General features: G+C 67.5%; 21 protein-coding genes and 1 pseudogene. 7 read left to right on the top strand and 15 right to left on the bottom strand.

What is annotated here, in order from left to right; translation table 11 throughout:
- The first annotated feature begins 254 nt into the window (after positions 1 to 254).
- Complete coding sequence (locus ACNQFN_RS15930; RefSeq protein WP_418646969.1) at positions 255 to 1007, top strand: GntR family transcriptional regulator; 753 nt, start codon at positions 255 to 257, stop codon at positions 1005 to 1007.
- 246 nt (positions 1008 to 1253) lie between these two features.
- The gene (locus ACNQFN_RS15925; protein ID WP_418646968.1) at positions 1254 to 2606 is read left to right on the top strand and encodes an NCS2 family permease; all 1353 of its coding nucleotides are present in this window, start codon (positions 1254 to 1256) and stop codon (positions 2604 to 2606) included.
- A 211-nt stretch (positions 2607 to 2817) separates the two neighbouring features.
- On the opposite strand, the gene ACNQFN_RS15920 is transcribed toward ACNQFN_RS15925, so the two are convergent.
- From ACNQFN_RS15920 to uraH, 9 genes are all read right to left on the bottom strand, one after another.
- Positions 2818 to 4230, bottom strand: a complete 1413-nt coding sequence (locus ACNQFN_RS15920) for a nucleobase:cation symporter-2 family protein (protein WP_418646967.1) — start codon at positions 4228 to 4230, stop codon at positions 2818 to 2820.
- A 229-nt stretch (positions 4231 to 4459) separates the two neighbouring features.
- The gene (locus tag ACNQFN_RS15915) at positions 4460 to 4648 is read right to left on the bottom strand and encodes a 4-oxalocrotonate tautomerase (RefSeq protein WP_068639507.1); all 189 of its coding nucleotides are present in this window, start codon (positions 4646 to 4648) and stop codon (positions 4460 to 4462) included.
- 98 nt (positions 4649 to 4746) lie between these two features.
- Positions 4747 to 5526 (bottom strand): class II aldolase/adducin family protein, encoded by a 780-nt coding sequence (locus ACNQFN_RS15910; RefSeq protein ID WP_068639508.1) that lies wholly within the window; start codon positions 5524 to 5526, stop codon positions 4747 to 4749.
- A gap of 44 nt (positions 5527 to 5570) precedes the next feature.
- On the bottom strand, positions 5571 to 6086 hold the full coding sequence (locus ACNQFN_RS15905) for an ureidoglycolate lyase (protein WP_418646966.1): 516 nt from the start codon (positions 6084 to 6086) through the stop codon (positions 5571 to 5573).
- Between the two features lie 215 nt (positions 6087 to 6301).
- Positions 6302 to 7348, bottom strand: a complete 1047-nt coding sequence (alc, locus tag ACNQFN_RS15900) for an allantoicase (RefSeq protein WP_418646965.1) — start codon at positions 7346 to 7348, stop codon at positions 6302 to 6304.
- 91 nt (positions 7349 to 7439) lie between these two features.
- Complete coding sequence (puuE, locus tag ACNQFN_RS15895) at positions 7440 to 8378, bottom strand: allantoinase PuuE (RefSeq protein WP_418646964.1); 939 nt, start codon at positions 8376 to 8378, stop codon at positions 7440 to 7442.
- A gap of 24 nt (positions 8379 to 8402) precedes the next feature.
- A complete protein-coding gene (gene uraD / locus ACNQFN_RS15890) occupies positions 8403 to 8957 on the bottom strand; it encodes a 2-oxo-4-hydroxy-4-carboxy-5-ureidoimidazoline decarboxylase (RefSeq protein ID WP_418646963.1) in 555 nt (184 codons plus the stop codon).
- Positions 8958 to 9040: 83 nt separating this feature from the next.
- Positions 9041 to 10234, bottom strand: a complete 1194-nt coding sequence (locus tag ACNQFN_RS15885) for a urate hydroxylase PuuD (RefSeq protein ID WP_418646962.1) — start codon at positions 10232 to 10234, stop codon at positions 9041 to 9043.
- Between the two features lie 63 nt (positions 10235 to 10297).
- Positions 10298 to 10648 (bottom strand): hydroxyisourate hydrolase, encoded by a 351-nt coding sequence (uraH, locus tag ACNQFN_RS15880; RefSeq protein ID WP_068638674.1) that lies wholly within the window; start codon positions 10646 to 10648, stop codon positions 10298 to 10300.
- 170 nt (positions 10649 to 10818) lie between these two features.
- Here uraH and ACNQFN_RS15875 point away from each other — a divergent pair, with 170 nt between their 5' ends.
- The gene (locus tag ACNQFN_RS15875) at positions 10819 to 11757 is read left to right on the top strand and encodes a LysR family transcriptional regulator (RefSeq protein WP_418646961.1); all 939 of its coding nucleotides are present in this window, start codon (positions 10819 to 10821) and stop codon (positions 11755 to 11757) included.
- Positions 11758 to 11820: 63 nt separating this feature from the next.
- On the opposite strand, the gene ACNQFN_RS15870 is transcribed toward ACNQFN_RS15875, so the two are convergent.
- The gene (locus ACNQFN_RS15870; RefSeq protein ID WP_068638670.1) at positions 11821 to 12294 is read right to left on the bottom strand and encodes a universal stress protein; all 474 of its coding nucleotides are present in this window, start codon (positions 12292 to 12294) and stop codon (positions 11821 to 11823) included.
- 268 nt (positions 12295 to 12562) lie between these two features.
- On the opposite strand from ACNQFN_RS15870, the gene ACNQFN_RS15865 reads away from it, so the two are divergent.
- Entirely contained in the window at positions 12563 to 14383 is a 1821-nt protein-coding gene (locus ACNQFN_RS15865) for an ABC transporter transmembrane domain-containing protein (protein WP_418646960.1), read from the top strand.
- Positions 14384 to 14394: 11 nt separating this feature from the next.
- Positions 14395 to 14679, top strand: coding sequence for a VF530 family DNA-binding protein (locus tag ACNQFN_RS15860; RefSeq protein ID WP_068638666.1), 285 nt, complete (start codon positions 14395 to 14397; stop codon positions 14677 to 14679).
- Here the strand turns inward: ACNQFN_RS15860 and ACNQFN_RS15855 are convergent.
- Positions 14634 to 15308, bottom strand: a complete 675-nt coding sequence (locus ACNQFN_RS15855) for a ceramidase domain-containing protein (protein WP_068638664.1) — start codon at positions 15306 to 15308, stop codon at positions 14634 to 14636. The genes ACNQFN_RS15860 and ACNQFN_RS15855 overlap by 46 nt on opposite strands.
- A 201-nt stretch (positions 15309 to 15509) precedes the next feature.
- Here ACNQFN_RS15855 and ACNQFN_RS15850 point away from each other — a divergent pair, with 201 nt between their 5' ends.
- Both ACNQFN_RS15850 and ACNQFN_RS15845 read left to right on the top strand, forming a co-directional pair.
- Positions 15510 to 17072 carry an MFS transporter gene (locus tag ACNQFN_RS15850; protein ID WP_418646959.1) on the top strand — a complete coding sequence of 521 codons (1563 nt, stop codon included), beginning with the start codon at positions 15510 to 15512 and terminating at the stop codon, positions 17070 to 17072.
- A 94-nt stretch (positions 17073 to 17166) separates the two neighbouring features.
- Positions 17167 to 17748, top strand: a complete 582-nt coding sequence (locus ACNQFN_RS15845; RefSeq protein WP_418646958.1) for a hypothetical protein — start codon at positions 17167 to 17169, stop codon at positions 17746 to 17748.
- 236 nt (positions 17749 to 17984) lie between these two features.
- Here the strand turns inward: ACNQFN_RS15845 and ACNQFN_RS15840 are convergent, their stop codons facing one another.
- From ACNQFN_RS15840 to ACNQFN_RS15825, 4 genes and pseudogenes are all read right to left on the bottom strand, one after another.
- Entirely contained in the window at positions 17985 to 18248 is a 264-nt protein-coding gene (locus ACNQFN_RS15840; protein WP_418646957.1) for a hypothetical protein, read from the bottom strand.
- A 35-nt stretch (positions 18249 to 18283) separates the two neighbouring features.
- Entirely contained in the window at positions 18284 to 18916 is a 633-nt protein-coding gene (locus tag ACNQFN_RS15835; protein ID WP_418646956.1) for a transmembrane anchor protein, read from the bottom strand.
- Positions 18917 to 18950: 34 nt separating this feature from the next.
- Positions 18951 to 19628 (bottom strand): annotated as a pseudogene (locus ACNQFN_RS15830) (HupE/UreJ family protein); the annotation flags it as partial.
- 35 nt (positions 19629 to 19663) lie between these two features.
- The gene (locus ACNQFN_RS15825) at positions 19664 to 21202 is read right to left on the bottom strand and encodes a PLP-dependent aminotransferase family protein (RefSeq protein WP_418646955.1); all 1539 of its coding nucleotides are present in this window, start codon (positions 21200 to 21202) and stop codon (positions 19664 to 19666) included.
- Between the last annotated feature and the right edge of the window lie 71 nt (positions 21203 to 21273).

The raw sequence follows: 21273 nt of genomic DNA, 5'->3' as shown, positions 1-21273 counted from the left end.
GCGGCAGCGAGGCGATCTTGGCGATTGACTACATGATTGTCAACAATTTAAAGCGCTGTCTTCGTCGGCAGCCCGGCATGCATCCGATTGCTGCCGGCGGGCGGAAAGCCCGGCTGGCTGCGGCCTGCGCGCCGGCTGGCCGGGGCCGGGCAGGGCTCATGGCGGCAGAAGCGAAATATGCCGAATCACGATCTCGTTATAATCCTTTCCCCTGCTGCAGCAAGGGCAGCGGCGGGGACACAGGAGGAGATGCGGTGAGCGAGGTGGAGCAAGCGGGCGATACGCGGGACAGGGCCGCAGGCCGGGCCGGCAAGGCGCCGTCGACCGAAGAGAGCCAGCGCGTGTTCGAAGCCCTGCGCAATGCGGTGCTCGACCAGCGTCTGCCGCCCGGCCTGCAGCTCAAGGAACAGGCGCTTGCCGATGCCTTCGGTGTCAACCGTGCAGTGGTCCGTCAGGCCCTTGCCCGCCTGGAAATCTATCGCCTGGTCACGCATGCGCCCAATCGCGGCGTGTTCGTCGCCCATCCGTCCGCGGCCGAGGGCCGCGACCTGTTCACCGCCCGCCGCTACATCGAGGCGGCCATCGTCGAACTGGCGGTCGAGCGCCTGACGGAAGCCGACATCGCACGCCTGCGTGCGCTGGCGCGGCAGGAGCGGCAGGCCTACGAAGCGCAGGACGTGCGCAGGGCGCTGCGCCTGTCGGTCGATTTCCATCTGCAGCTCGCCGACGCCGTCGGCAATACCGTGCTCGCGTCCTTCCTCGACGAGATCGTGACCCGCATGCCCTTGGTCGTGCTTGCCCATCGCCGGGAATCGCCACCCACCTGCATGCTCGACGACCACGAACGGATCCTCGATGCCATCGCCGCCGGCGATGCGAGCTGCGCCCGCGCGCTGATGATCGAGCATGTCGGCCACCTGGAAGGTCGGGTGTCGCTCGACCGCGGTGCGCAGGAGGGCGATTCGGGGATCGCCCGCCTGCTGGGCCTGGAGGGTGGCGGGCCGTGAAACGGCCTGCTGCCCGTATGTAGAGCGGTTCATACGTCAAGCCTGATAATTATTATCAGGTTTCGCGTATGGAAGGAGTGGGGGCACACTGCCTAGACTGCGAGCTCTGTCGTTGCCAAAATTGTCAACAAAGTGCCGGCGACGTCATGCCAGAGTGCGTCCTGCAGGGCCAGTGCAGCCGTGAGGGCGTCCAGCGAAAACAAACGAGAGTCGATGCGCAACCGCCGCCGGCCCGAGGAGACATCCATGCAAACCCAGACTTCGAGCACGGCTGCCGAGGCCGCTTCCGCGAAGATTCCCCCCGACAGCTGGCTGGAGCGCCGCTTCCGCCTGGCCCAGCACGGCACGAACGTGCGCACCGAAGTGTTCGCCGGGCTGACCACCTTCGTCACGATGGCCTACATCATCTTCGTCAATCCGATGATCATGGCCGCCGCCGGCATGGACCATGGCGCCGCCTTCGTCGCCACCTGCATCGGTTCGGCGCTGAGCAGCCTGCTGATGGGTTTCTACGCCAACTGGCCGGTCGGCCTGGCGCCCGGCATGGGGCTCAATGCCTTCTTCACCTACACCGTGGTCGGCGAGATGGGCTACAGCTGGGAGGTGGCGCTGGGGGCGGTGTTCCTGTCCGGCGTGCTGTTCATGCTGATCAGTTTCACCGGCCTGCGCCAGTGGCTGCTCGACAGCATTCCGCGCAGCCTGCGCTTTGCGATGGGGGCCGGCGTCGGGCTCTTCCTCGGCCTGATCGGGCTCAAGCTCGCCGGCATCGTCGTGCCCAGCGAAGCGACGCTGGTGGCGATGGGTTCGATGCTGGAGCTGCCCGCGGCGCTCGCCGGGCTGTGCTTCCTGATGATCGGCGTGCTGAGCCACTTCCGCGTGTTCGGCGCCATCCTGATCAGCATCCTGACGGTCACCTTCATCGGCTGGACCGCTGGCATCGTCGAATATGGCGGCCTGGTGTCGATGCCGCCCAGCCTGGCGCCGACCCTGCTGGCGATGGACGTGGCCGGCGCCTTCGACGTGGCGATGATCAGCATCGTCCTCGCCTTCCTGTTCGTGAATCTGTTCGACACCGCCGGCACGCTGATGGGGGTGGCGCACCGCGCCAGGCTGGAGAGGCCCGACGGCAGCATCGAGAAGCTGTCCGAGGCGGTGAGGGTCGACAGCACCGCGAGCGTGCTCGGCGCCTGTGTCGGCTGCCCGCCGGTGACGAGCTACGTCGAGAGCTGCGCGGGCGTGGCAGCGGGCGGACGCACCGGCCTGACCGCGATCGTCGTCGGCCTGCTGTTCCTGGTGGCGATGTTCTTCGCGCCGCTGGCCGGCATGATTCCGGGCTATGCCACCGCCGGGGCGCTGATCTACGTGGCGATGCTGATGAGTACCGGGCTGGCCCACATCGAGTGGGAGGACTACACCGACACCATTCCGGCGATCGTCACCGCGGTGATGATGCCGCTCACCTTCTCCATCGCCAACGGCATCGCGCTCGGCTTCGTCGTCTATGTCGTGCTCAAGTTCTTCACCGGGCAGTTCGACCGCATCTCGCCGGCCTTGTACGTGCTGTTCGCGCTCTTCGTCGCCAAGTTCGTCTTCCTGTAGGCGCCCGGCCCCGGCGAATGGGCAGCCCTGCCCGCATCGATCCGGGCACTCGCCGCACGGTATGTCCGGGCACTGAAGCGGAATGTGGAGGAGCAGGCCGAATGAGGAGCGGGGGGCTCATCGCGGCGAAGAGGAAGGCAGACAGCACGAGACGGTCGGGGCCGTGGGGCCCCGACCGTCTCGTGCGCGGGTGTGCGGCAGCCGGCTGCGCTCAGTGCGTGTGCGCGGCGCCCGCCTTGCCGTCGTCCAGCGTCTCCTGCCGGCGGCGGGTGCCGTTCAGGAACAGGTTCAGCAGCACCGCGGAGATCGCGGCGAGCAGGATGCCGCTGTGCAGCAGCGGTTCGAGCGCCTTGGGCATGCCGTGGAAGAAGGTCGGCGCCACCATCGGAATCATGCCGAAGCCGACGCTGATGGCGACCACGTAGAGGTTGAAGCGGTTGCTGCGCAGGTCGGCGCCGAGCAGGATCTTGATGCCGGTGGCCGCGACCATGCCGAACATCACCAGGCCGGCGCCGCCGAGCACGTACTGCGGTACCGAGGCGATGATCAGCGCCATCTTGGGGAACATGCCGAAGGCGATCAGGATGGCGCCGCCGGCCACGCACACCCAGCGGCTCTTGACGCCGGTGACGCCGACCAGGCCGACGTTCTGCGAGAACGAGGTGTGCGGGAAGGTGTTCAGGAAGCCGCCGATCAGCGTGCCCAGGCCGTCGGTGCGCAGGCCGCGGGTGAGGTCGTCGCGCGACAGCCGGCGGCCGGTGAGTTCGCCCAGGGCGAGGAACATGCCGAGCGATTCGACCATGACGACGACCATCACCAGGCACATGGTGGCGATGGAGACGAAGTCGAACACCGGCATGCCGAAGTGCAGCGGCGTCACGAAGGCCACCCACGGCACCTCGTCGATGCCGGCGAAGCTGACCTTGCCCATCGCCATCGAGATCAGGAAGCCGACCGCCATGCCGAACAGCACCGCCACGTTGGACACGAAGCCGCGCCCGTAGCGGGTGATCGCCAGCACGACGAGCAGCACGATGCCGGCGATCGCCAGGTGTTCGGGTGCGCCGTAGGCCGGGTTGTCGACCAGCTGGCCGCTGGCGGCGTCGCGGATCTGCGGCTGGCCGCCGGCGGCCCAGTTGATCGCCACCGGCATCAGCGAGATGCCGATCACGGCGATGATCGAGCCGGTGACCACCGGCGGGAACAGCGGCAGGCTGCGCGACACCAGCGGCGCGAAAAGGATGCCGAACAGCCCGGCGGCGATGCCCGAGCCGAGGATGGCGTTGATGCCCAGTTCGGGATTGACCGCCATCGCCACCATCGGCCCGACGGCGGCGAAGGTGACGCCCATCATGATCGGCAGGCGGATGCCGAACTTGCCCACGCCCAGCGACTGGATGATGGTGACGATGCCGCAGCACAGCAGGTCGGCGTTGATCAGCAGCGCGATCTGGTCCTTCGGCAGCTTGAGTGCGCCGCCCACGATCAGCGGCACGGCGATCGCGCCGGCGTACATCACCAGCACGTGCTGCAGCGCCAGCGTGAACAGGCGGCCGCCGGGCAGGCGTTCGTCGACGGGATCGGGCTGCTGCGGGCGGGCGGTCGTGTCGGGGGGCGCTGTCATCGGAGTCTCCTTGTCGTCCTGGCTTTTCGTTGCGGCCGCGCCGGGGAGGGCGCAACCAGTGCATGGGGCCAGTGTAGTGAGGGGGCCCGATATGGAAATCGTTATGGCCTTATAGCTTGAATAAGAAAATTGATATTGCTGCAGTGCGGTGTCGGCGCATCGCGGCCCGGCTGCGGCGCGGGCCGCACAGAGGGCCCTGGCCCGCCGGCCGCGGAAAATCGCGCTGCGCTCAGTCGCGTTCCGACCACATCACGCCGCCGGTGGCCCAGTTCTCGCGCTTGACGTCGGTGAAGATGATGTCGACCGCGCCGGGCTCGCATTCGAGCACGCGGCAGGTTTCCTTCGTCAGCGCCGCGGCCAGTTCACGCTTCTTCTCCGGGCTGCGGCCTTCGAACAGTTCGATGTGCATGGTGGGCATGATGTGCTCCTGCTGTGGATGTAGGTCGGGGAGAGGCATCTTGTCCGGAGGAGATCCAGGCTGGGGACACCCTTCGAACAGGAATGATGGCTTGGTGTTCAGCGTGTGAAGCCGGGGTCCGCACGCATCAGGCCGCGCAGCAGCGCCGGCCATTCCAGTTCGCCTTCGGGCGCGGGGTCGGCGGTGAGCTGTGCGTGGGTGCGTGCGAGCACCTCGTCGGGTGGCATCGTCACCGCGCCGGCGGCCATCGCCGCGAGCTGGATGCGGCAGGCCTTGTCCAGCGTGTCCATCAGCACGAAGGCTTCGGCCACCGTGCGGCCGCAGGTCAGGGTGCCGTGGTTGCGCAGCATCATCGCGCGGTGCGTGCCGAGTTCGGCGATGAACTGCGCCTGCTCTTCGGCGCCGAAAGTCAGACCCTGGTAGTCGTGATAGCCGATGTCGTCCCAGAAGCGCATCGCGTGCTGGGACAGCGGCAGCAGCCCGCCGCGCAGCGCGGAGACGGCGATGCCGGCGTCGGTGTGCAGGTGGATCACGCAGTGGGCGTCGGCGCGGGCGCGATGCACCGCGCCGTGGATGGCGAAGCCGCTCGGGTTGGCTTTGCGGCCGCTGCCGTCGGTGACGCGGCCTTCGAGATCGATCGTCAGCAGGCTGGAAGCGCTGATCTCGTCGAAGGTCTGGCCGAAGGCGTTGATCAGGAAAATATCGTCGCGCCCCGGCAGGCGCAGCGAGATGTGGGTGTAGATGAGGTCGGTCCAGCCTCTTGCCGCGGCGAGACGATAGCAGGCGGCGAGATCGACGCGCGCACGCCATTCTTCTGTACTGAAGCCCTCGGGGCATTCCGCATACGGGCATCCGGCAAAGGCGTCGAGATCATCCATGGCGTCGGCTCCGGTTGCTGGCCTGAGTCAGCAGGCGCTGTGAATCAGGGATTCCGGTCGGTGATGATGCCGTGTCGTTCGAGCTGGATTTCGTCGCAGTTGTGTCCGGTTCCCTTGCGGTCGATGACGATGAAGTCGCAGACGCCGTCGAGTGCGAGCAGCGGGTGGTGCCATACGCCGGTGGCGTAATTGACGCCCTGGTCGGCGCGGGCGAGGAAGACCTTCAGGTCCTGGACGGCAGGGGGCTCGCCGGCCGGCGCGACGACGACGAGGTAGGGCCTGCCGGACATCGGAATGAAGGCCTGTGAAGCGAGCGGATGGCGCTCCATCATCTGCACGCAGAAGGGCAGGCTGCGGGGCTGTCCGCGGAAGATGGAAATGATGACGCGACCCTCGGGCCCGGGTTCGATGTTGGCCAGATCGTGGTAGCGCTCGGTATTGCCGGCGTTGATGGTGAAATGCTGGACGGCGTCACAGGCCTCGATGAGCTCGCCGAAAGGGGCGAAAGCCTCGCGGGTCAGCGGCTGGACCTGCAGGGTGAAGGCGTTGTGTTCGGACATGGGCGTCTCGTGCGGAAAAGGAAAGGAAGGGCCGATGCTGTTCACTCAGGAGATTTTCCTCTCGGTGTAGGAGCGGCTTTAGCCGCGAACAAGCGCCTTTCGCGGCTGAAGCCGCTCCTACGGTGAAAGATGCTCCTGCTTGAACGAACGGTATTGAAGGAAGAACGCAAAAAAACGCTGCCGCGCTCATGGAGCCAGCGCGGCAGCGTGGACGATCAGTTCTTCGCCTCGGGCTTGCCCCACAGGCGCAGTCGGGACACGCCGCCATCGGGGAAGATGTTCAAGCGCACATGGGTGATGGTCCCGAGCTTGGCGAGCTGCTCGGTGAAAGTATGGATCGCATCCATCTCGAGTTTTTGCTCGGGCAGCAAGGTCTGCCAGAACATCGACTGGGTGGTGATGGAGCGATCGGTGCCGCCGCTCACGCAGGCGGCCTGGATCGAGCAGCGATCCGGGTAGTTGCCCTTGAAGAAAGCGGTATCGACCTCGATCTTCTCGACCGTGCCGGGCGCGCCCAGCTCGAGCACGCACCAATCGTTGCCCGGCTCGCGGCGGCGGCGGGTCTCCCAGCCATCGCCCATGTTCATGCCACGGCCGGGCAACAGCAGCGCGGCGGCCGAGGAACCGAAACTCGCATCGTTCCACGACACCGCGCGTCCGCCATTCTCCATCGCCACCAGATCGACCAGTTCGCCGGCCGCGGCGGCCAGCGAACCCACCGGGCGGCCATAGACGCGCAGCCGGGCGATACCGCCGTCCGGATACATGTTCACCCGCAAGTGGGTCCAGGCCTGGGTGCTGGCGCACTCGACGATGTGGTGGCTGTTGGGGCCGCAGGGGGTGGCGGGCAGGATCTCGGTCCAGTCGGCGGCCTTGAGGGTCTCGGCGTCGTCGGACTCGGCCACGCAAGCCTCGATGGAGACGGCGGGCGGATAGTTGCCGGTGAAGTGCGACGTATCGATGTCGAAGCCGCGGATGAGGCCCTTGACGCCGAGCCGGACGATGGCCCAGTCATGGCCGGCGACGCGCTTGCGGCGGGACTCCCAGCCGTCCATCCACTTGCCGTTGGTATCGAACTTGCCGGGGACGAACTGGGCGGGTTCGGGGTTGAGCATGCGTGAGACTTCGGCGAAGAAATCGTCGGAGACGGCGATCGCCTTGGCGCCCAGGCGCGGGTTGGCGAGATCGACCGAGCGCTGTGCCCAGTCGGGCAGTTCGGCGGGGGCGGCGAAGACGGGGGCGCCGGGAGTGTGACTAGCCATGGGGTGTTCTCCTTTGGATTCAGCGGGTTGTGCGGGTTCCGCCCGGCTGCCAAAAGGAAAGGACGGGGGGCGGGGGCGGCTTCCGCGTGGGTTATTTGGGCTGGTACGGGTGGTTTTCGATCCAGTGGCGAGCGACATCGACGCGGCGGCAGACCCAGACGCGGTCGTGCTTCTCGATGTGGTCGAGGAAGCGCTGCAGCGCCTTGAAGCGGCCCGGCCGGCCGAGCAGGCGGCAGTGCATGCCGATGCTCATCATCGCCGGGCGCTCCTCGCCCTCGGCATACATGACGTCGAAGGCGTCGCGCAGGTACTCGAAGAACTCGTCGCCGTACGAGAAGCCCTGCGGCAGCGCGAAGCGCATGTCGTTGGTGTCGAGCGTGTAGGGCACGACCAGGTGCGGCACGGTGTCGCCGCCGGTCTTTTCGACTTCGGTCCAGAACGGCAGGTCGTCGCCGTAGTAGTCCGAGTCGTACAGGAAGCCGCCGTAGTCGGCCACCAGTCGGCGGGTGTTGGGCGAGTCGCGGCCGGTGTACCAGCCCAGCGCGCGCTCGCCGGTCAGGCGCTCGATGATCTCCATGCCGATGCGCATGTGCTCGCGCTCGATCTCCTCGGGGGTGTTCTGGTAGTGGATCCAGCGCCAGCCGTGGCAGGCGATCTCGTGGCCGAGCGCCTTGAAGGCGGCGGTGAGTTCGGGGTGGCGTTCGAGCGCCATCGACACGCCGAAGATCGTCATCGGCAGGCCGCGGCGCTCGAATTCGCGCAGGAAGCGCCACACGCCCACGCGCGAGCCGTACTCGTAGATGCCTTCCATGGACAGGTGGCGCTCGGGGTAGCTGGCGGCGTTGAACAGTTCGGACAGGAACTGCTCGCTGCCGGGGTCGCCGTGCAGCACGCAGTTCTCGCCGCCTTCCTCGTAGTTGAGCACGAACTGGACGGCGATGCGGGCGCGCCCGGGCCAGTTGGCGTGCGGCGGCTTCCTGCCGTAGCCGATCAGGTCGCGGGGGTAGGGGGTAATGATTTGCGAAGTCATCGGAGAGCCTCGTTCAGCCGGTGGTCAGCCCTGGGCTGCGAAAAGTGCGTCCAGGCGGAAACGGGCAATCTTGCCGATTTCCTTCAGGCAGGTGCGGAATTCGGTGTCGCGGTCGTTGGCCAGGCGGGCTTCGACGCCGTCCATGATCTGGTAGCGGGTCAGGCCCTTGACCGCGATCACGAAGGGAAAGCCGAAGCGTTCGCGGTAGGCCTTGTTCAGGTCGCGCAGGCGCTGCAGTTCTTCCTTGCTGCACTGGTCCAGGCCGGCGCCGCGCTGCTCGCCGGTCGAAGCGGTGGTTAGCGTGCCTTCCTCGGCTTCCTTGCCCGCCAGTTCCGGGTGGGCGCAGATCAGGGCGAGCTGTTCGGATTGGGCGGCGTTATCCACCACCAGGCACATCGCGGCGTGCAGCGCATCGACGCTGGTGAAGGGGCCGGCGCTCCAGGCGCGCTCGGCGATCCAGGGCGAGTGCTCGAAGATGCCGTCGAGGCGGGCGACGAAGGCGTCCTGCGGCAGGCGGGACAGTTCGGCCAGTGCGGTGGCCGGGGCGGTCGCTGGAGAGGCGGCGGTGTGGGTAGTCATTTGTCTCTTCCCTCGTGGGATTCATTCAGTATGGAATGCCGGTCCTGGCGCGCGCGGGCGGCGGCCCGCGGCGCCGGGCGTTCTCAGTCGGTGGTGGAAGCGCCCTGGGCGTGCCAGATGGCGACGGCTTCGCGCTCCTGGTCGGTGATCCCGGTCAGGTTGCCGAGGGGCATGTAGCCGCTGGCGATGGTCTCGGCGATCTTGGCCGCGTGCTGGCGGATCTGCTCCGGTGTCTCCAGCGCGATGCCCTTGGGCGCCTGCACGAAACCGTCGTAGGTGGGTTTCTCGGCGTGACAGCTCACGCAGCGCTGGTTCATCACGTCGCGGATGGTGGAAAAGCTCACCTTCTCGCCGCTCGCATCGACCGGCTTCGGTGCCATCAGCACGATCAGCAGCAGGATCAGCGCGGTGCCGGCGGCCGGCAGCCACCACTTGACCTGGCCGCGGTGGCGCAGCACGAAGAACTGGCGGATCAGCACGCCGGCCATCATCAGCACGCCGAGGATCAGCCAGCCGTTCGGGTTGGCATAGGTCATCGGGTAGTGGTTGCTGATCATGATGAACAGCACCGGCAGCGTGAAGTAGGTGTTATGCACCGAGCGCTGCTTGCCGACGATGCCGGGCTTCGGATCGACCGGCTCGCCGTTGCGGATCTGCTCGACCATCTTCTTCTGTCCCGGAATGATGTGGAAGAAGACGTTGGCCGCCATCATCGTGCCGATCATCGCGCCGACGTGGATGTAGGCGCCGCGGGCCGAGAACACCTGGTGCAGCACGTAGTTGGCGACCATCACGAAGACGAACACGATCGTCACCAGCAGGCCGTCCTTGCCGACCATGTTGCGGCACAGGACGTCATAGAAGACCCAGCCGGCGACGAGGAAGGCGATCGAGATGCCGATGGCGGCGGCGGGGGAAAGCGCCATCACGTTGCTGTCGATCAGGTAGCTGGATGCGCCGATCCAGTACACGATGGCCAGCATGCCCATGCCGGACAGCCAGGTGGAGTAGGCCTCCCACTTCGACCAGTGCAGGTCGTTGCTGAGCGGTTCGTGCTTGGGGCCGGTGAGGTATTTCTGGCTGTGGTAGAAACCACCGCCGTGCACCGCCCAGAGTTCGCCGAACACGCCGCGCTTGGTGGCTTCCGGGTCCTTCGGCGGCTTCAGCGCGTTATCCAGCATGACGAAGTAGAAGGATGCGCCGATCCAGGCGATGCCTGCGATCAGGTGTACCCAGCGGACCAGCAAATTGGCCCAGTCGAGCAGGTAGGCTTCCATGATCTCGTGTCTCTATGTAGTGGTTATGGTCTTCAGGAAGGGCGGCGATGGATCAGGGAAGGCTCAGCTGCCGCGATAGGTGGAGTAGCTCCACGGCGACACCAGCAACGGCACGTGGTAGTGCGCGCCGGTGTCGGCGATGCCGAAGCGCAGCGCGACTTCGTCGACGAACAGCGGTTCGGGCAGGTTCTGGCCCTGGGCGCGGAAATAGTCGCCGGCGCCGAAGACGATTTCGTATTTGCCGGCTTCGAGTGCCGCGCCTTCGAGCAGCGGCTGGTCGCAGCGGCCGTCGTGGTTGGTGACCGTGCGCGCCACTTCGCGGCGCTCGCCGTCGAGGCGATAGACGATGACGGAAATGCCCTGGCCGGGTTTGCCGTTGGCGGTGTCGAGTACGTGAGTGGTGAGGCGTCCCATGCTGTTGCTCCTGGTAGTGTCCGGTGGAGAAGGATGAAATCGGTATGTCTGGCTGCCGCTTTCGGGGGATCGTGTGAGGCGCAGTGTAAGCCCGGCCCTTCTTAACAAAACACATATGCCTTTATAAGTGATATACCCTCTCGCTTATAAACATACGAGGAGACCACACCATGAGCCTGAGACGCGGCGACGACCCGCTCGATACCTACCTGTTGCGCATCTTCGTGCTGCTGATCACCGAGCGCAGCGTGTCGCGTACCGCCTTGCGCATGAACCAGTCGCAGCCCGCCGTCAGTGCGGCGCTGAAGCGCCTGCGCGACATCCTGGGCGACCCGCTGCTGGTGCGCGAGAAAGGCGGCATGGTGCCGACCGAGCGCGCGCTGGCGCTGATGTCGCATGCCAAGGGGGCGCTGGCGGAGATCGACCGCATGGTCGATGCGCCGGAATCCTTCGAGCCGCACAGCACGCGCCACGAGTTCCGCATCGGCTCGCCCGACTACCTGGCGCCGGTGTTCGTCGCCAGCGTGGCCGAGCGCTTCCGCCGCGAGGCGCCGCAGGCGCGGCTGACGCTGCATGCGCTGGGGCCGAACTTCGACTTCGAGCGCTCGCTGGCCGAGGGCGATCTGGACGTCGTGATCGGCAACTGGCCCGAGCCGCCGCACCGCATGCACCTGTCGATGCTGCTCGAGGACGAGATCGTCTGCCTGGTGGCGGCCAGCCATCCGCTGGTGCGCAAGGGCATGACGACCGAGGACTACATGCGCGCCGCCCACGTGGTGCCGATGCCGTACTCGATCAGCCAGCGCGGCGTCATCGACAGCGTGCTGGCGTCGATGCGCATCAACCGCGACGAGCGCGTGGTGGTGCAGTCCTTCACCGCCGCGCCCTATCTGCTGCAGAACACCGACCTGGTATTCACCACCACCCGGCATTTCGCCCAGTTCTACGCCGATCTGCTGAAGCTCGCGATCGTGCCGTCGCCGATTTCCTTTCCGCCGATGCGCTTCTACCAGCTGTGGCACGAGCGCAACCACCATTCGACCGGCCATCGCTGGCTGCGCCGGCTGCTGTCCGACTGCGGCCGGCGCATCGTGCTGCCGCCGGCGTAGACGGCACGCGGGGAGCGGGCCGTGCGGCGCGCTCCCCGTGGAAACGGGCGCAGGACGCTGCGCTCAGCGGTCGATCGGTACCAGGATCACCGGCACGTCCGCCTTCATCGTCACCTTGTGGGCGACCGAGCCCAGCAGCAGCTCGCCGATCGTGCTGTGGCCGCGCGAGCCCATGACGATCATGTCCGCCAGCACGTGCTTGGCGACGTCGAGGATGCGGCGCGAGGCGTCGCCTTCGAGCGCGCGCACGCTGGCCAGCACGCTCTTGACGTCGAGATCCGGGTTGGCTTCGGCGAACACGTCGATGCGGTGGCGCAGCAGCGCCTCGGCCTTCTTGTGCCCGGCCAGCTTGATTTCGTCCATCTTCTCTTCGCTGAGGAATTCCTCGTAGGGCAGGCTGGACGAGGGCAGCGTCACGGTGACGGCATGCAGCTTGGCGTTGAACTTCATCGCTAGGCCGACGGCATGGCGGAAAACCGCAGGCGAACGCGGGGTGAGGTCGGAGGCGTAAAGGATCGAACGGATTTCGTAGCTCATGCGAGTCTCCCGATGAATGTGGTGTGTGCCCTTGGTACTTCACGCTGCGGTTCGCAGACGACGGATTCCGCAGATGACGTGGCCCGTTTTCATGTGGCCGATCATCGTGCCGTGCCGAAGTTTAGTCGCCATGCCGCCGCGCCCATCGCACCGTGCTTGATAGCGCTTATACGGGAAGGCTGATGTCGCGTGCGCTCGAAGGTGCGTGCCTACCGTCCCGGCCAGGGCCGGCCAGGCACGGCAGCGGCGCGATCGACGATAATCGGGCATGCCCGAATCCGCCGTGCCACCATCCCCGCAGCCCAGCGCCGCTTCCATCGCCGCCGACACGCCGCCGCGCCGCCTGTCGGCGCTGCGCGGCCTGCTGCCTTTCCTGCGCCCGTACCGCGCGCGCATCGCGCTGGCCTTCGTGCTGCTGTGCCTCGGCTCGGCCACGCTGCTGCTGGTGCCGCTGGCCTTTCGCGACCTGGTGGATTTCGGTTTCGGCGGCGTGGCCGGGGTGGCGGGCACGGCCACGGCGCTGGACGGCCATTTCCTGCAGTTGTTCGCGCTGGCGGCGTTCTGGGGCGTGGTGGTGGCGGCGCGCTACTACATCGTGTCCTGGATCGGCGAGCGCGTGACCGCGGACCTGCGCAGCGCGGTATATGCGCGCGTGCTCGGGCAGTCGCCGGAGTTCTTCGAGACCCTGCAGACCGGCGAAGTGCTGTCGCGGCTGACCGGCGACGCCACGCTGATCCAGACCGTGGTCGGCAGTTCGGTGTCGATGGGCCTGCGCAGCCTGTTCCAGTTTCTCGGCGGCATGGTGATGCTGGCGGTGACCAGCTTCGGCCTGTTCGCGCTCAATCTCGGGCTGATGCTGGGGCTGGCGGTGCCGATCATGCTGGTCGGGCGCAGGCTCAGGCGGCTGTCGCGCGAATCGCAGGACCGCATCGCCGATGCCTCGGCGCTGGCCGGCGAGATCCTCAACGCCATGCCCACGGTGCAGGCTTTCACCCAGGAGGCCGAAGAGGCCCGCCGCTTCGCCGCCCGCAGCGAGACCGGCTTCGTCGCGGCGATCCGCCGGACCCGGGTGCGGGCGGGCCTGACCGCGCTGATCATCGCCGCGGTGATGGGCAGCATCATCTTCGTGCTGTGGGTCGGCGCCCAGCAGGTGCGGGGCGGCGAACTGAGCACCGGCGAGCTTGCCGCCTTCGTGCTGTATGCGGCGCTGGTGGCCGGCGGCGCGGGCACGCTGGCCGAGGTGTGGGGCGACGTCATGCGCGCGGCCGGCGCCGCCGGGCGCCTGCTCGAACTGCTGCAGGCCGAACCGGCGATCCGCGAAGCGGCCGCGCCGGTGGCGCCGCGGCGCCTGGCGCAAATGACGATCCGTTTCGACCACGTCGGCTTCGCCTATCCGGCGCGGCCGCAGCTGCGTGCGCTCGACGACATCTGCCTGGAGATCGCCGCCGGCGAGCGGGTCGCCCTGGTCGGCCCGTCCGGCGCCGGCAAGACCAGCCTGTTCCAGCTGCTGCTGCGCTACTACGAGATTTCGGCCGGCGCCATCCTGATCGACGGCCAGGACATCCGCAGCCTGGCGCTGCGCGAGCTGCGGCGGGACATCGCGATCGTGCCGCAGGACCCGGTGATTTTCTCCGCCAGCGCGCTGGACAACATCCGCTACGGCCGCCCCGGCGCCGACGACGACGCGGTGCGCGCGGCGGCGCGCGCGGCCGGCGCCGACGACTTCATCGCCCGCCTGCCCGAAGGCTACGACACCTTCCTCGGCGAACGCGGCACCCGCCTGTCGGGCGGCCAGCGCCAGCGCATCGCGATCGCCCGTGCAATGCTCAAGGATGCCCGGCTGCTGCTGCTCGACGAGGCCACCAGCGCGCTCGATGCCGAATCCGAGATCCTCGTGCAGCAGGGCCTGGATGCGGCGATGCACGGGCGCACCACGCTGGTCATCGCCCACCGCCTGGCCACGGTGCAGCGGGTGGACCGCATCGTGGTGCTCGACGGCGGGCGCATCGTCGAAGTCGGCACCCCGGCCGACCTGCGCCGCCAGGGCGGCCTCTATGCCCGGCTCGCCGCGCTGCAACTCGATCACTGACGGACATCCGCATGAGCACCCAGCCCAACAACCCCCTGCACGGCATCACCCTCGAAAACCTGCTCCATGCCCTGGTCGAACACTACGGCTGGGACGGACTCGGCCGCCGGGTGGCGATCCGCTGCTTCACCCACGAGCCCAGCATCGCCTCCAGCCTCAAGTTCCTGCGCCGCACGCCGTGGGCGCGTGCGCAGGTCGAAGCCCTGTACGTCGACATGCTCGACGACGGAGCCGCCGGCCCGCATAGTGCTCAGCGCGGCCGCGGGGGGAGGGCCGGCGGCGCGTTCAGCAGATAGGCCCGGGTGGTGAGGTAGAGCACCAGCCCGTTCAGCAGGTGCCACAGGAAATGGGTGCCGAGCGCAGCGTGCGGGCAGACCTGCTGGTCGATCGAACGGAAAGCGAGCGATAGCACGAGCACGGCGAATGCCGCCAGCACGCCCCAGGCGTCGCGGCGGCCGGCGCGCAGGTGGTGGAGGCCGATGCCGGCGACGAACACCAGCGCGCTGCCGTAGGCCAGCGAACCGTTCAGCCAGGCCCGCGGCAGGCTGGCGAAGGCGAAGGACAGGGCGAGATGGAGCAGCACCAGCCCGGCCACCACGGCCACCGGCTGGCGGCTCACCCGGCGGGCGTAGAGGCCGACGAAGGCGAGCTGGTAGATGAAGATCGGCAATACGTCGGCGACCAGCGTCCAGCGATTGGCCAGGGTGTGGAACAGAAAGCTGCCGATGCCGATCAGGGCCACGTTGGCCACCAGGAAGCCGCCCGCCGGATCGAGCCGCAGCCTTTCGCGCCGGACCAGATGCAGCAGGCCGAAGGCGGCGGCGATGAAGGACAGGTTGGTCAGCGCATTGACCGGCTCGGCCCAGAAGGCCGCCGAGGCGCGTTCGCAGTAGAGGTCCAGTGGAGTGCCGAGGTCGGGGGGCATGGATGCGCGGATGGAACGGTGATGCTGCGCATGATGCCGCGGAACGGCGTGGAATGCGTGATTCGCCGGGCCGCCGGCGGACCCGGATGCCGCCGTGGCTGTGGAAGGATGGGCATCGCACCCGCCTTGCAGCGGCAGGCCGGTGGCACTGCAGGCCTGCGGGCGCCATAATCCACGGTCCGCTTTTCGATGCCCGTCCCCATGTCTTCGCCGCCGTCCGTTGCCGCCGTCCCGCCCCGTCCCGCCACCCGCCGCGAATGGTGGGGGCTCGCGGTGCTGGTGCTGCCCACGCTGCTGCTGGCGCTGGACATGACGGTGCTGCACCTGGCCGCGCCGCACCTGAGCGCCGACCTGCGCCCGAGCAGCAGCGAGCTGCTGTGGATCCTGGACATCTACGGCTTCATGATCGCCGGCTTCCTGGTCACGATGGGCACGCTGGGTGACCGCATCGGCCGGCGCCGCCTGCTGCTGGCCGGCGCCTTCGCCTTCGGCGTGGCCTCGGTGCTGGCGGCGCTGTCGACCAGCGCGGCGATGCTGATCGCCACCCGCGCGCTGCTCGGCATCGCCGGCGCCACGCTGATGCCGTCCACGCTGTCGCTGATCCGCAACATGTTCCATGTCGAGCGCGAGCGCACGGTGGCGATCACGGTGTGGATGACCGGCTTCATTGTCGGCAGCGCGATCGGCCCGCTGGTCGGCGGCGCGCTGCTCGAATATTTCCCCTGGGGCTCGGTGTTCCTGCTCGGCGTGCCGGTGATGCTGGTGCTGCTGGTCGCCGGTCCGCTGCTGCTGCCGGAGTTCCGCGACGACGCGGCCGGCCCGCTCGATCTGCCGAGCGCGCTGCTGTGCGTCGGCATGCTGCTGGCGGTGATCTTCGGCATCAAGTCGGTCGCGCGCGACGGCGTCACGCTGCAGGCGCTGGCGGCCATCGTCCTCGGACTGGCGGTCGGCGTGCTGTTCGTGCGCCGCCAGCGCCGCCTGGCGCAGCCGATGTTCGACCTCGGCCTGTTCGCCAACCGGGGTTTTTCGGTGTCGGTGGTGGCGATGCTGCTGACCATCCTGGCGCTGTCCGGCACCTGGCTGATGGTGTTCCAGTACCTGCAGGGCGTGCTCGGCCTGTCACCGCTCGATGCCGGCATCGTCATGCTGCCGCCCGCGCTGCTGCAGGTGGCAGCGTCGATGTGGGTGCCGCGGCTGGCGCGCGGCTACCCGCCGGAACGGCTGGTCAGTGCCGGCTTGCTGCTGGCGCTGCCGGGCTTCGTCGCGATGATGCTGGTGGGCGGCCCGGCCTCGGTGTGGCTGCTGGTCGGCGGCACCTCGCTGCTGGGCATCGGCGTGATGCCGATGATGATCCTGGGCACCGACCTGGTGGTCGGCGCCGCGCCGCCGACCAAGACCGGCGCCGCCGCGGCCACCTCGGAGACCGCTACCGAACTCGGCATGGCGCTGGGCATCGCGATCATCGGCAGCGTGGGCGCGGCGGTCTACCGCGGCCACATGTTGGCCGAGCTGCCCGAAGGGCTGCCGCCCGAACTCGCCGCATCGGCGGTCGATACCCTGGGCGGCGCGCTCGGCGCGGCGGAACTGCTGCCGGGCGAGGCCGGCGCGGCGCTGCTGCATGCCGCGCGCGAAGCCTTCTCGGCGGCGCTGCACGTCAACTCGGTGATCGGCGCCGCGATCATGCTGGCGACGGCGCTCATCGCCGCGCTGTTCCTGCGCCGAGCGGCGGGCGCTGCCGGACCCGCGCCACGAGATGGCATGTGAGGATGATTCGATGCGAACTGCAAGAGACCGACATCGATGCACCGACGGCGGCGATCCCGGGCACGACCGTTCGGGCGCCGAGGCAGCCGCCCTGATGCCGGAGAGCCAGCCGGACCGGGTATTCCTGTTCAGCGGCCACATGATCGATGCGCCCGACCGCCCCAGTCCGCGCTTCCCTCCGGACAAGGAAGGCGCTGCCGCGCGGGAGATCGCCGCGGCGCTCGACCGGCACCACGCCGGCCCCGGCGATCTGGCCCTGGCCCAGGCCGCCGCCGGGGGCGACCTGCTGTTCCTCGAAGCCTGCCGCCGGCGCGGCGTGCGTTGCCAGATTCTGCTGCCGTTCGACGAGCCTCAGTTCATCCAGCGGTCCATCCTGCCGTCGGCCGATGGCGCTGCATGGGCACAGCGCTACCTTGCACTCAAGGCGGAGCTGGCCGTTGCCCCGCGCATCATGCCGGCCGAACTCGGCCCCCTGCCCGAGGGCGTCGACCCGTTCGGACGCTGCAACTTGTGGCTGCTGCATTCGGCGCTGGCCTTCGGCGCGGACAAGGTGCGCTTCATCTGCCTGTGGAATGGCGGCGGCGGTGATGGTCCGGGCGGCACGGCGCACATGTATCAGGAGGTGAAGCGGTGCGCGGGCCAGGTGGACTGGATCGATACGCGGACGCTGGAGTAGCGCTCATCGCCGCGCGGTTCCTGCGCCGCGCGGCGGCGTGGCGTGGCTGCCTTGGCCGCAAGCAGGCTCACAGGCTGTGGTCGCCACCCATGAATCACGGCCACAGCCTTGAGCAGTGAGTCACCCCAGCCTGAAGGCTGGGGCTTTCTCGCCACGAGCTTGTGGAACCTTCGGCTCCAGGGACGCTTGTCTCGCTGAGCCCGCCATGAATGGCGGGGCTTGCGCCCGGCCCGTGGTCAGTCGCCGCCCTTGGATGAACGCTGGGCCGCCGGAGACTGCGTTGCGGCCGGCTTCTGCTTCGCGGCGTCGCACTGTTCTTTCAGCTTCCTGACTTCCGGGTACGCCACATCGTTGGTGTAGTGTTCCGTATTCGCCAATTGCTCGCATGTCTTCGGTATATCCTTGTCATCGTCGTCATGCGCACCGGGGTGAGCCATGACGAGCGGCGAGGCGAGCGATGCGCTGACCACGGCAGCAATCAAGAACGGACGGATCTTCATTTCACTATCTCCTGGTGGTGAGTGGGGATGACGAATCACAGGACTCGTTTCATGTCTGCATATTGGCCGCGAGCACGCACGATCACCGTCACATCGGCATTTCCGCGGTTCCGCCAGAACCAGCCGTGATTGCCGTCGAAAGCGGCTTCGATCATGCCGTCGTTTGCGGATGCATCGCGCCCCTTCTCATAACTGATGGACTGTCCGCCGTCATCGCCGTGGGTGTCGTAATTCACCACGCCGCCTTCGGCAATCCAGCTGAACTGCGCCTGTTCGCCAGTCTTCATGCTCAGTTTCACTTCGGCCCCCTGGCCGGGCTTGAGCACGACGCGCATTTCGTCGCGCCAGGCAGCATCGTCCGGCACCTGCGAACTGCCTTGGGGCTGCGCAGGCGCCGCGCTGCTTGCGTTCTCCGTCTTCGCGGGAGCGGCCCGGGCCGCATCCATCGCGGCATCGGCAGCAGCTTCCCTGGCCAGTTGGGCCTTGATTTCTCCCATTTCGGTCAGCCCGAGCGCACGGCCGATTCCGGTGGGGTCGATCGCATACTCGGAAGGAAGGACGATGGCGAGCAGGATTGCGATGGCGGCAACGAGCGCGACGAAGGTCGAACGCAGCAATTGCTTCGATGTGGGCAGGTCGTCGAGCGTCGGCCTGGATACGTTGAACATGGGGAGTTTCTCCGTGTGCGGTCCAGGAAACGAAGTAGCCGGTGAGCTGGTAGCCGATCAGAACGAATCCGGCGCACATCATCACGACGTTTGCGGAATATGCATGGCGCCAGAAACTGGCTGTTCTGCGCCAGTAGCCCATGGCAATCAGGATCATGCCGAGTGCGATCAGCTGGCCGATCTCGACGCCGACATTGAATGCCAGAAGATTCGGGATCAGGCCGTCGGGCGAGATATCGTATTCGATGATCTTCGTCGACAGGCCGAAGCCGTGAAAGAACCCGAAAACGAGCGTCGCGACTTTCGTGTCCGGCTGAAAACCGAGCCAGCGCTGAAATGCGCCAATGTTGTCGAGTGCCTTATAGACCACCGAAAAACCGATGATCGCGTCGATGAGATAGCTGTTTATCCCCACGTCGAAGTAAACGCCGAGCAGCATCGTGGTCGAGTGGCCGATGGCGAACAGGGTCACGTACAGCGCGACGTGCTTCATCCGGTACAGGAAGAAGACCACGCCCAGCAGGAACAGGATGTGGTCATACCCTGTCACCATGTGCTTCGCCCCCAGATACATGAAGGGGATCGGATTGACGCCGGATATCTCCTGGATGTAGCCCTTGTCGCCCTCGGCAACGGCATGCGCCAGTGCCTGGCTTACAACTGCAAATAAAAGAAGTAACGCAACTGAGAATTTTTCACGCATGAATGGCATGCCTCGATCGGGCTTCATAAGTCTGGTGCCCGCCTTTATCCACGATCCCGCGGCCCTTGTCCATGCGTCGATGACGACGATTTCCGCAACACCTCCGCCAGCGCCTCGACCGCGCTTTCCATCTCCGCCGGCGTGTAGGCGGCGAAGCCCATCAGGAAGCCGGGCTGGCCGCCGTCCGAGGCGTGCAGGCCGCTCAGGCCCAGCAGTTCGATGCCGGCCCGGCGGGCGTGGTCGATCAGCGTGCGTTCGGGGATGTCGCAGCTCAGCGTGCACGGCATCTGCATGCCGCCTGCCGGCACTGTGGGGGCGAGGAAATCGCCCAGGTGGCGGTGGATCAGTTCCGCCAGCACGTCGCGCCGTTTCGCATACACGCCGCGCATGGCGCGGACGTGGGCGCCGAAATGCCCATCTTCCATGAAGCGTGCCAGCGTCAGTTGCGGGATGGGGGCGCTGTGGCCGTCCAGCAGGGTGCGCGCCACCGTCATCGGCGCGACGAGCTGCGGTGGCAGCACCATGTAGCCGATGCGCAGGCCGGGAAACAGCGACTTGGTGAAGGTGCCGATGTAGATCGTGCGTTCGTGGGCGTCCAGCCCCTGCACGCAGGCGGTGGGGCGGCCGGCGTAGTGGAATTCGCTGTCGTAGTCGTCCTCGATGATCCAGGCCTGCCGCTGTCGCGCCCATTCGATCAGCGCCAGCCGCCGTTCCAGTGCCAGCGTGGTGCCGGTGGGGAACTGGTGCGAAGGGGTGACGAACACCGCCCGCGCCGGCTCGGCATCGGCGCCCAGCCGCGCCACCTGCATGCCCTGGCCGTCCAGCGGCACCGGCACGCACCGCAGGCCGGCGGCGTCGAAGGCCTTGCGCGCGCCGTGATAAACCGGGTCTTCGATGAAGATGCGCTCGCCGGGGTCGAGCAGGACGTGCGCGCACAGCGTCATGGCCTGCTGCGAGCTGGTCAGCACCAGTACGCGTTCCGCCGTGGCGTGGCCGCCGCGTTCCAGGTTGACGTGGTCCGCGATCGCCCGCCGCAGCGCCTCGACGCCCTGCGGCGGGCCGTGGCGCAGGGCCTGGGTGCCGTGTTCCTTCAGTACCTGGCGCTGCAGGCGTTCCCAGGTGTGCAGCGGAAAGCCGCGCGTTTCCGGCACGCCGGGGGCGAAGGGGCGCGGTGCGGGAAAGTCGCGCACGCCGCCGTCACGGAACAGGGCGGCGCCGCGCTGGCTGAGGTGCGGGCCGGGCTGGGGGGCGGGCGCCGGGCCGGGCCGCGCTCCGGTGCGCGGCGCGCTGCTGCGGCCGGGTGTGCGCTGCAGCTTGCCGGACACGAAGCTGCCGCTGCCGACGCGCCGTTCGATGAAGCCTTCCGCATGTAGCTGGCCGTAGGCCGACTCCACCGTATCGCGGGAAACCCCCAGCGACTTCGCCAGCGCGCGCGACGCGGGCAATGGCCTGCCCGCATCGAGTGCGCCATCGAGGATCAACTGGCGAATGGCGCGCTGGATGCGTGCATGCAGCGGCAGGGCGCCATGCGTCGGGTCGCCGATCCAGGCTTTGACGGATTCGAGTTGGGCGTGCTTGAACAAGTGGTCTGCTCGATATCGATAAAGTGGCAGGGTATGGCAAGCCATTGCCAAGATATAAAGCAGCTTTCCAT

This window comes from Thauera butanivorans (assembly GCF_048398245.1).
GTDB classification, from domain to species: domain Bacteria; phylum Pseudomonadota; class Gammaproteobacteria; order Burkholderiales; family Rhodocyclaceae; genus Thauera; species Thauera butanivorans.
This window is presented reverse-complemented; position numbering and strand designations above follow the sequence as displayed.

What these genes read in the sequence shown, in the direction of transcription:
- uraH (WP_068638674.1), bottom strand. Translation starts at nt 10,648, where the DNA reads ATGGGACGCCTCACCACTCACGTACTCGACACCGCCAACGGCAAACCC.
- ACNQFN_RS15875 (WP_418646961.1), top strand. Translation starts at nt 10,819, where the DNA reads ATGAGCCTGAGACGCGGCGACGACCCGCTCGATACCTACCTGTTGCGC.
- ACNQFN_RS15850 (WP_418646959.1), top strand. Translation starts at nt 15,510, where the DNA reads ATGTCTTCGCCGCCGTCCGTTGCCGCCGTCCCGCCCCGTCCCGCCACC.
- ACNQFN_RS15910 (WP_068639508.1), bottom strand. Translation starts at nt 5,526, where the DNA reads ATGGATGATCTCGACGCCTTTGCCGGATGCCCGTATGCGGAATGCCCC.
- alc (WP_418646965.1), bottom strand. Translation starts at nt 7,348, where the DNA reads ATGGCTAGTCACACTCCCGGCGCCCCCGTCTTCGCCGCCCCCGCCGAA.
- ACNQFN_RS15865 (WP_418646960.1), top strand. Translation starts at nt 12,563, where the DNA reads ATGCCCGAATCCGCCGTGCCACCATCCCCGCAGCCCAGCGCCGCTTCC.
- ACNQFN_RS15915 (WP_068639507.1), bottom strand. Translation starts at nt 4,648, where the DNA reads ATGCCCACCATGCACATCGAACTGTTCGAAGGCCGCAGCCCGGAGAAG.
- uraD (WP_418646963.1), bottom strand. Translation starts at nt 8,957, where the DNA reads ATGACTACCCACACCGCCGCCTCTCCAGCGACCGCCCCGGCCACCGCA.
- ACNQFN_RS15840 (WP_418646957.1), bottom strand. Translation starts at nt 18,248, where the DNA reads ATGAAGATCCGTCCGTTCTTGATTGCTGCCGTGGTCAGCGCATCGCTC.
- ACNQFN_RS15870 (WP_068638670.1), bottom strand. Translation starts at nt 12,294, where the DNA reads ATGAGCTACGAAATCCGTTCGATCCTTTACGCCTCCGACCTCACCCCG.
- ACNQFN_RS15905 (WP_418646966.1), bottom strand. Translation starts at nt 6,086, where the DNA reads ATGTCCGAACACAACGCCTTCACCCTGCAGGTCCAGCCGCTGACCCGC.
- ACNQFN_RS15925 (WP_418646968.1), top strand. Translation starts at nt 1,254, where the DNA reads ATGCAAACCCAGACTTCGAGCACGGCTGCCGAGGCCGCTTCCGCGAAG.
- puuE (WP_418646964.1), bottom strand. Translation starts at nt 8,378, where the DNA reads ATGACTTCGCAAATCATTACCCCCTACCCCCGCGACCTGATCGGCTAC.
- ACNQFN_RS15885 (WP_418646962.1), bottom strand. Translation starts at nt 10,234, where the DNA reads ATGGAAGCCTACCTGCTCGACTGGGCCAATTTGCTGGTCCGCTGGGTA.
- ACNQFN_RS15845 (WP_418646958.1), top strand. Translation starts at nt 17,167, where the DNA reads ATGCCGGAGAGCCAGCCGGACCGGGTATTCCTGTTCAGCGGCCACATG.
- ACNQFN_RS15855 (WP_068638664.1), bottom strand. Translation starts at nt 15,308, where the DNA reads ATGCCCCCCGACCTCGGCACTCCACTGGACCTCTACTGCGAACGCGCC.
- ACNQFN_RS15860 (WP_068638666.1), top strand. Translation starts at nt 14,395, where the DNA reads ATGAGCACCCAGCCCAACAACCCCCTGCACGGCATCACCCTCGAAAAC.
- ACNQFN_RS15835 (WP_418646956.1), bottom strand. Translation starts at nt 18,916, where the DNA reads ATGTTCAACGTATCCAGGCCGACGCTCGACGACCTGCCCACATCGAAG.
- ACNQFN_RS15920 (WP_418646967.1), bottom strand. Translation starts at nt 4,230, where the DNA reads ATGACAGCGCCCCCCGACACGACCGCCCGCCCGCAGCAGCCCGATCCC.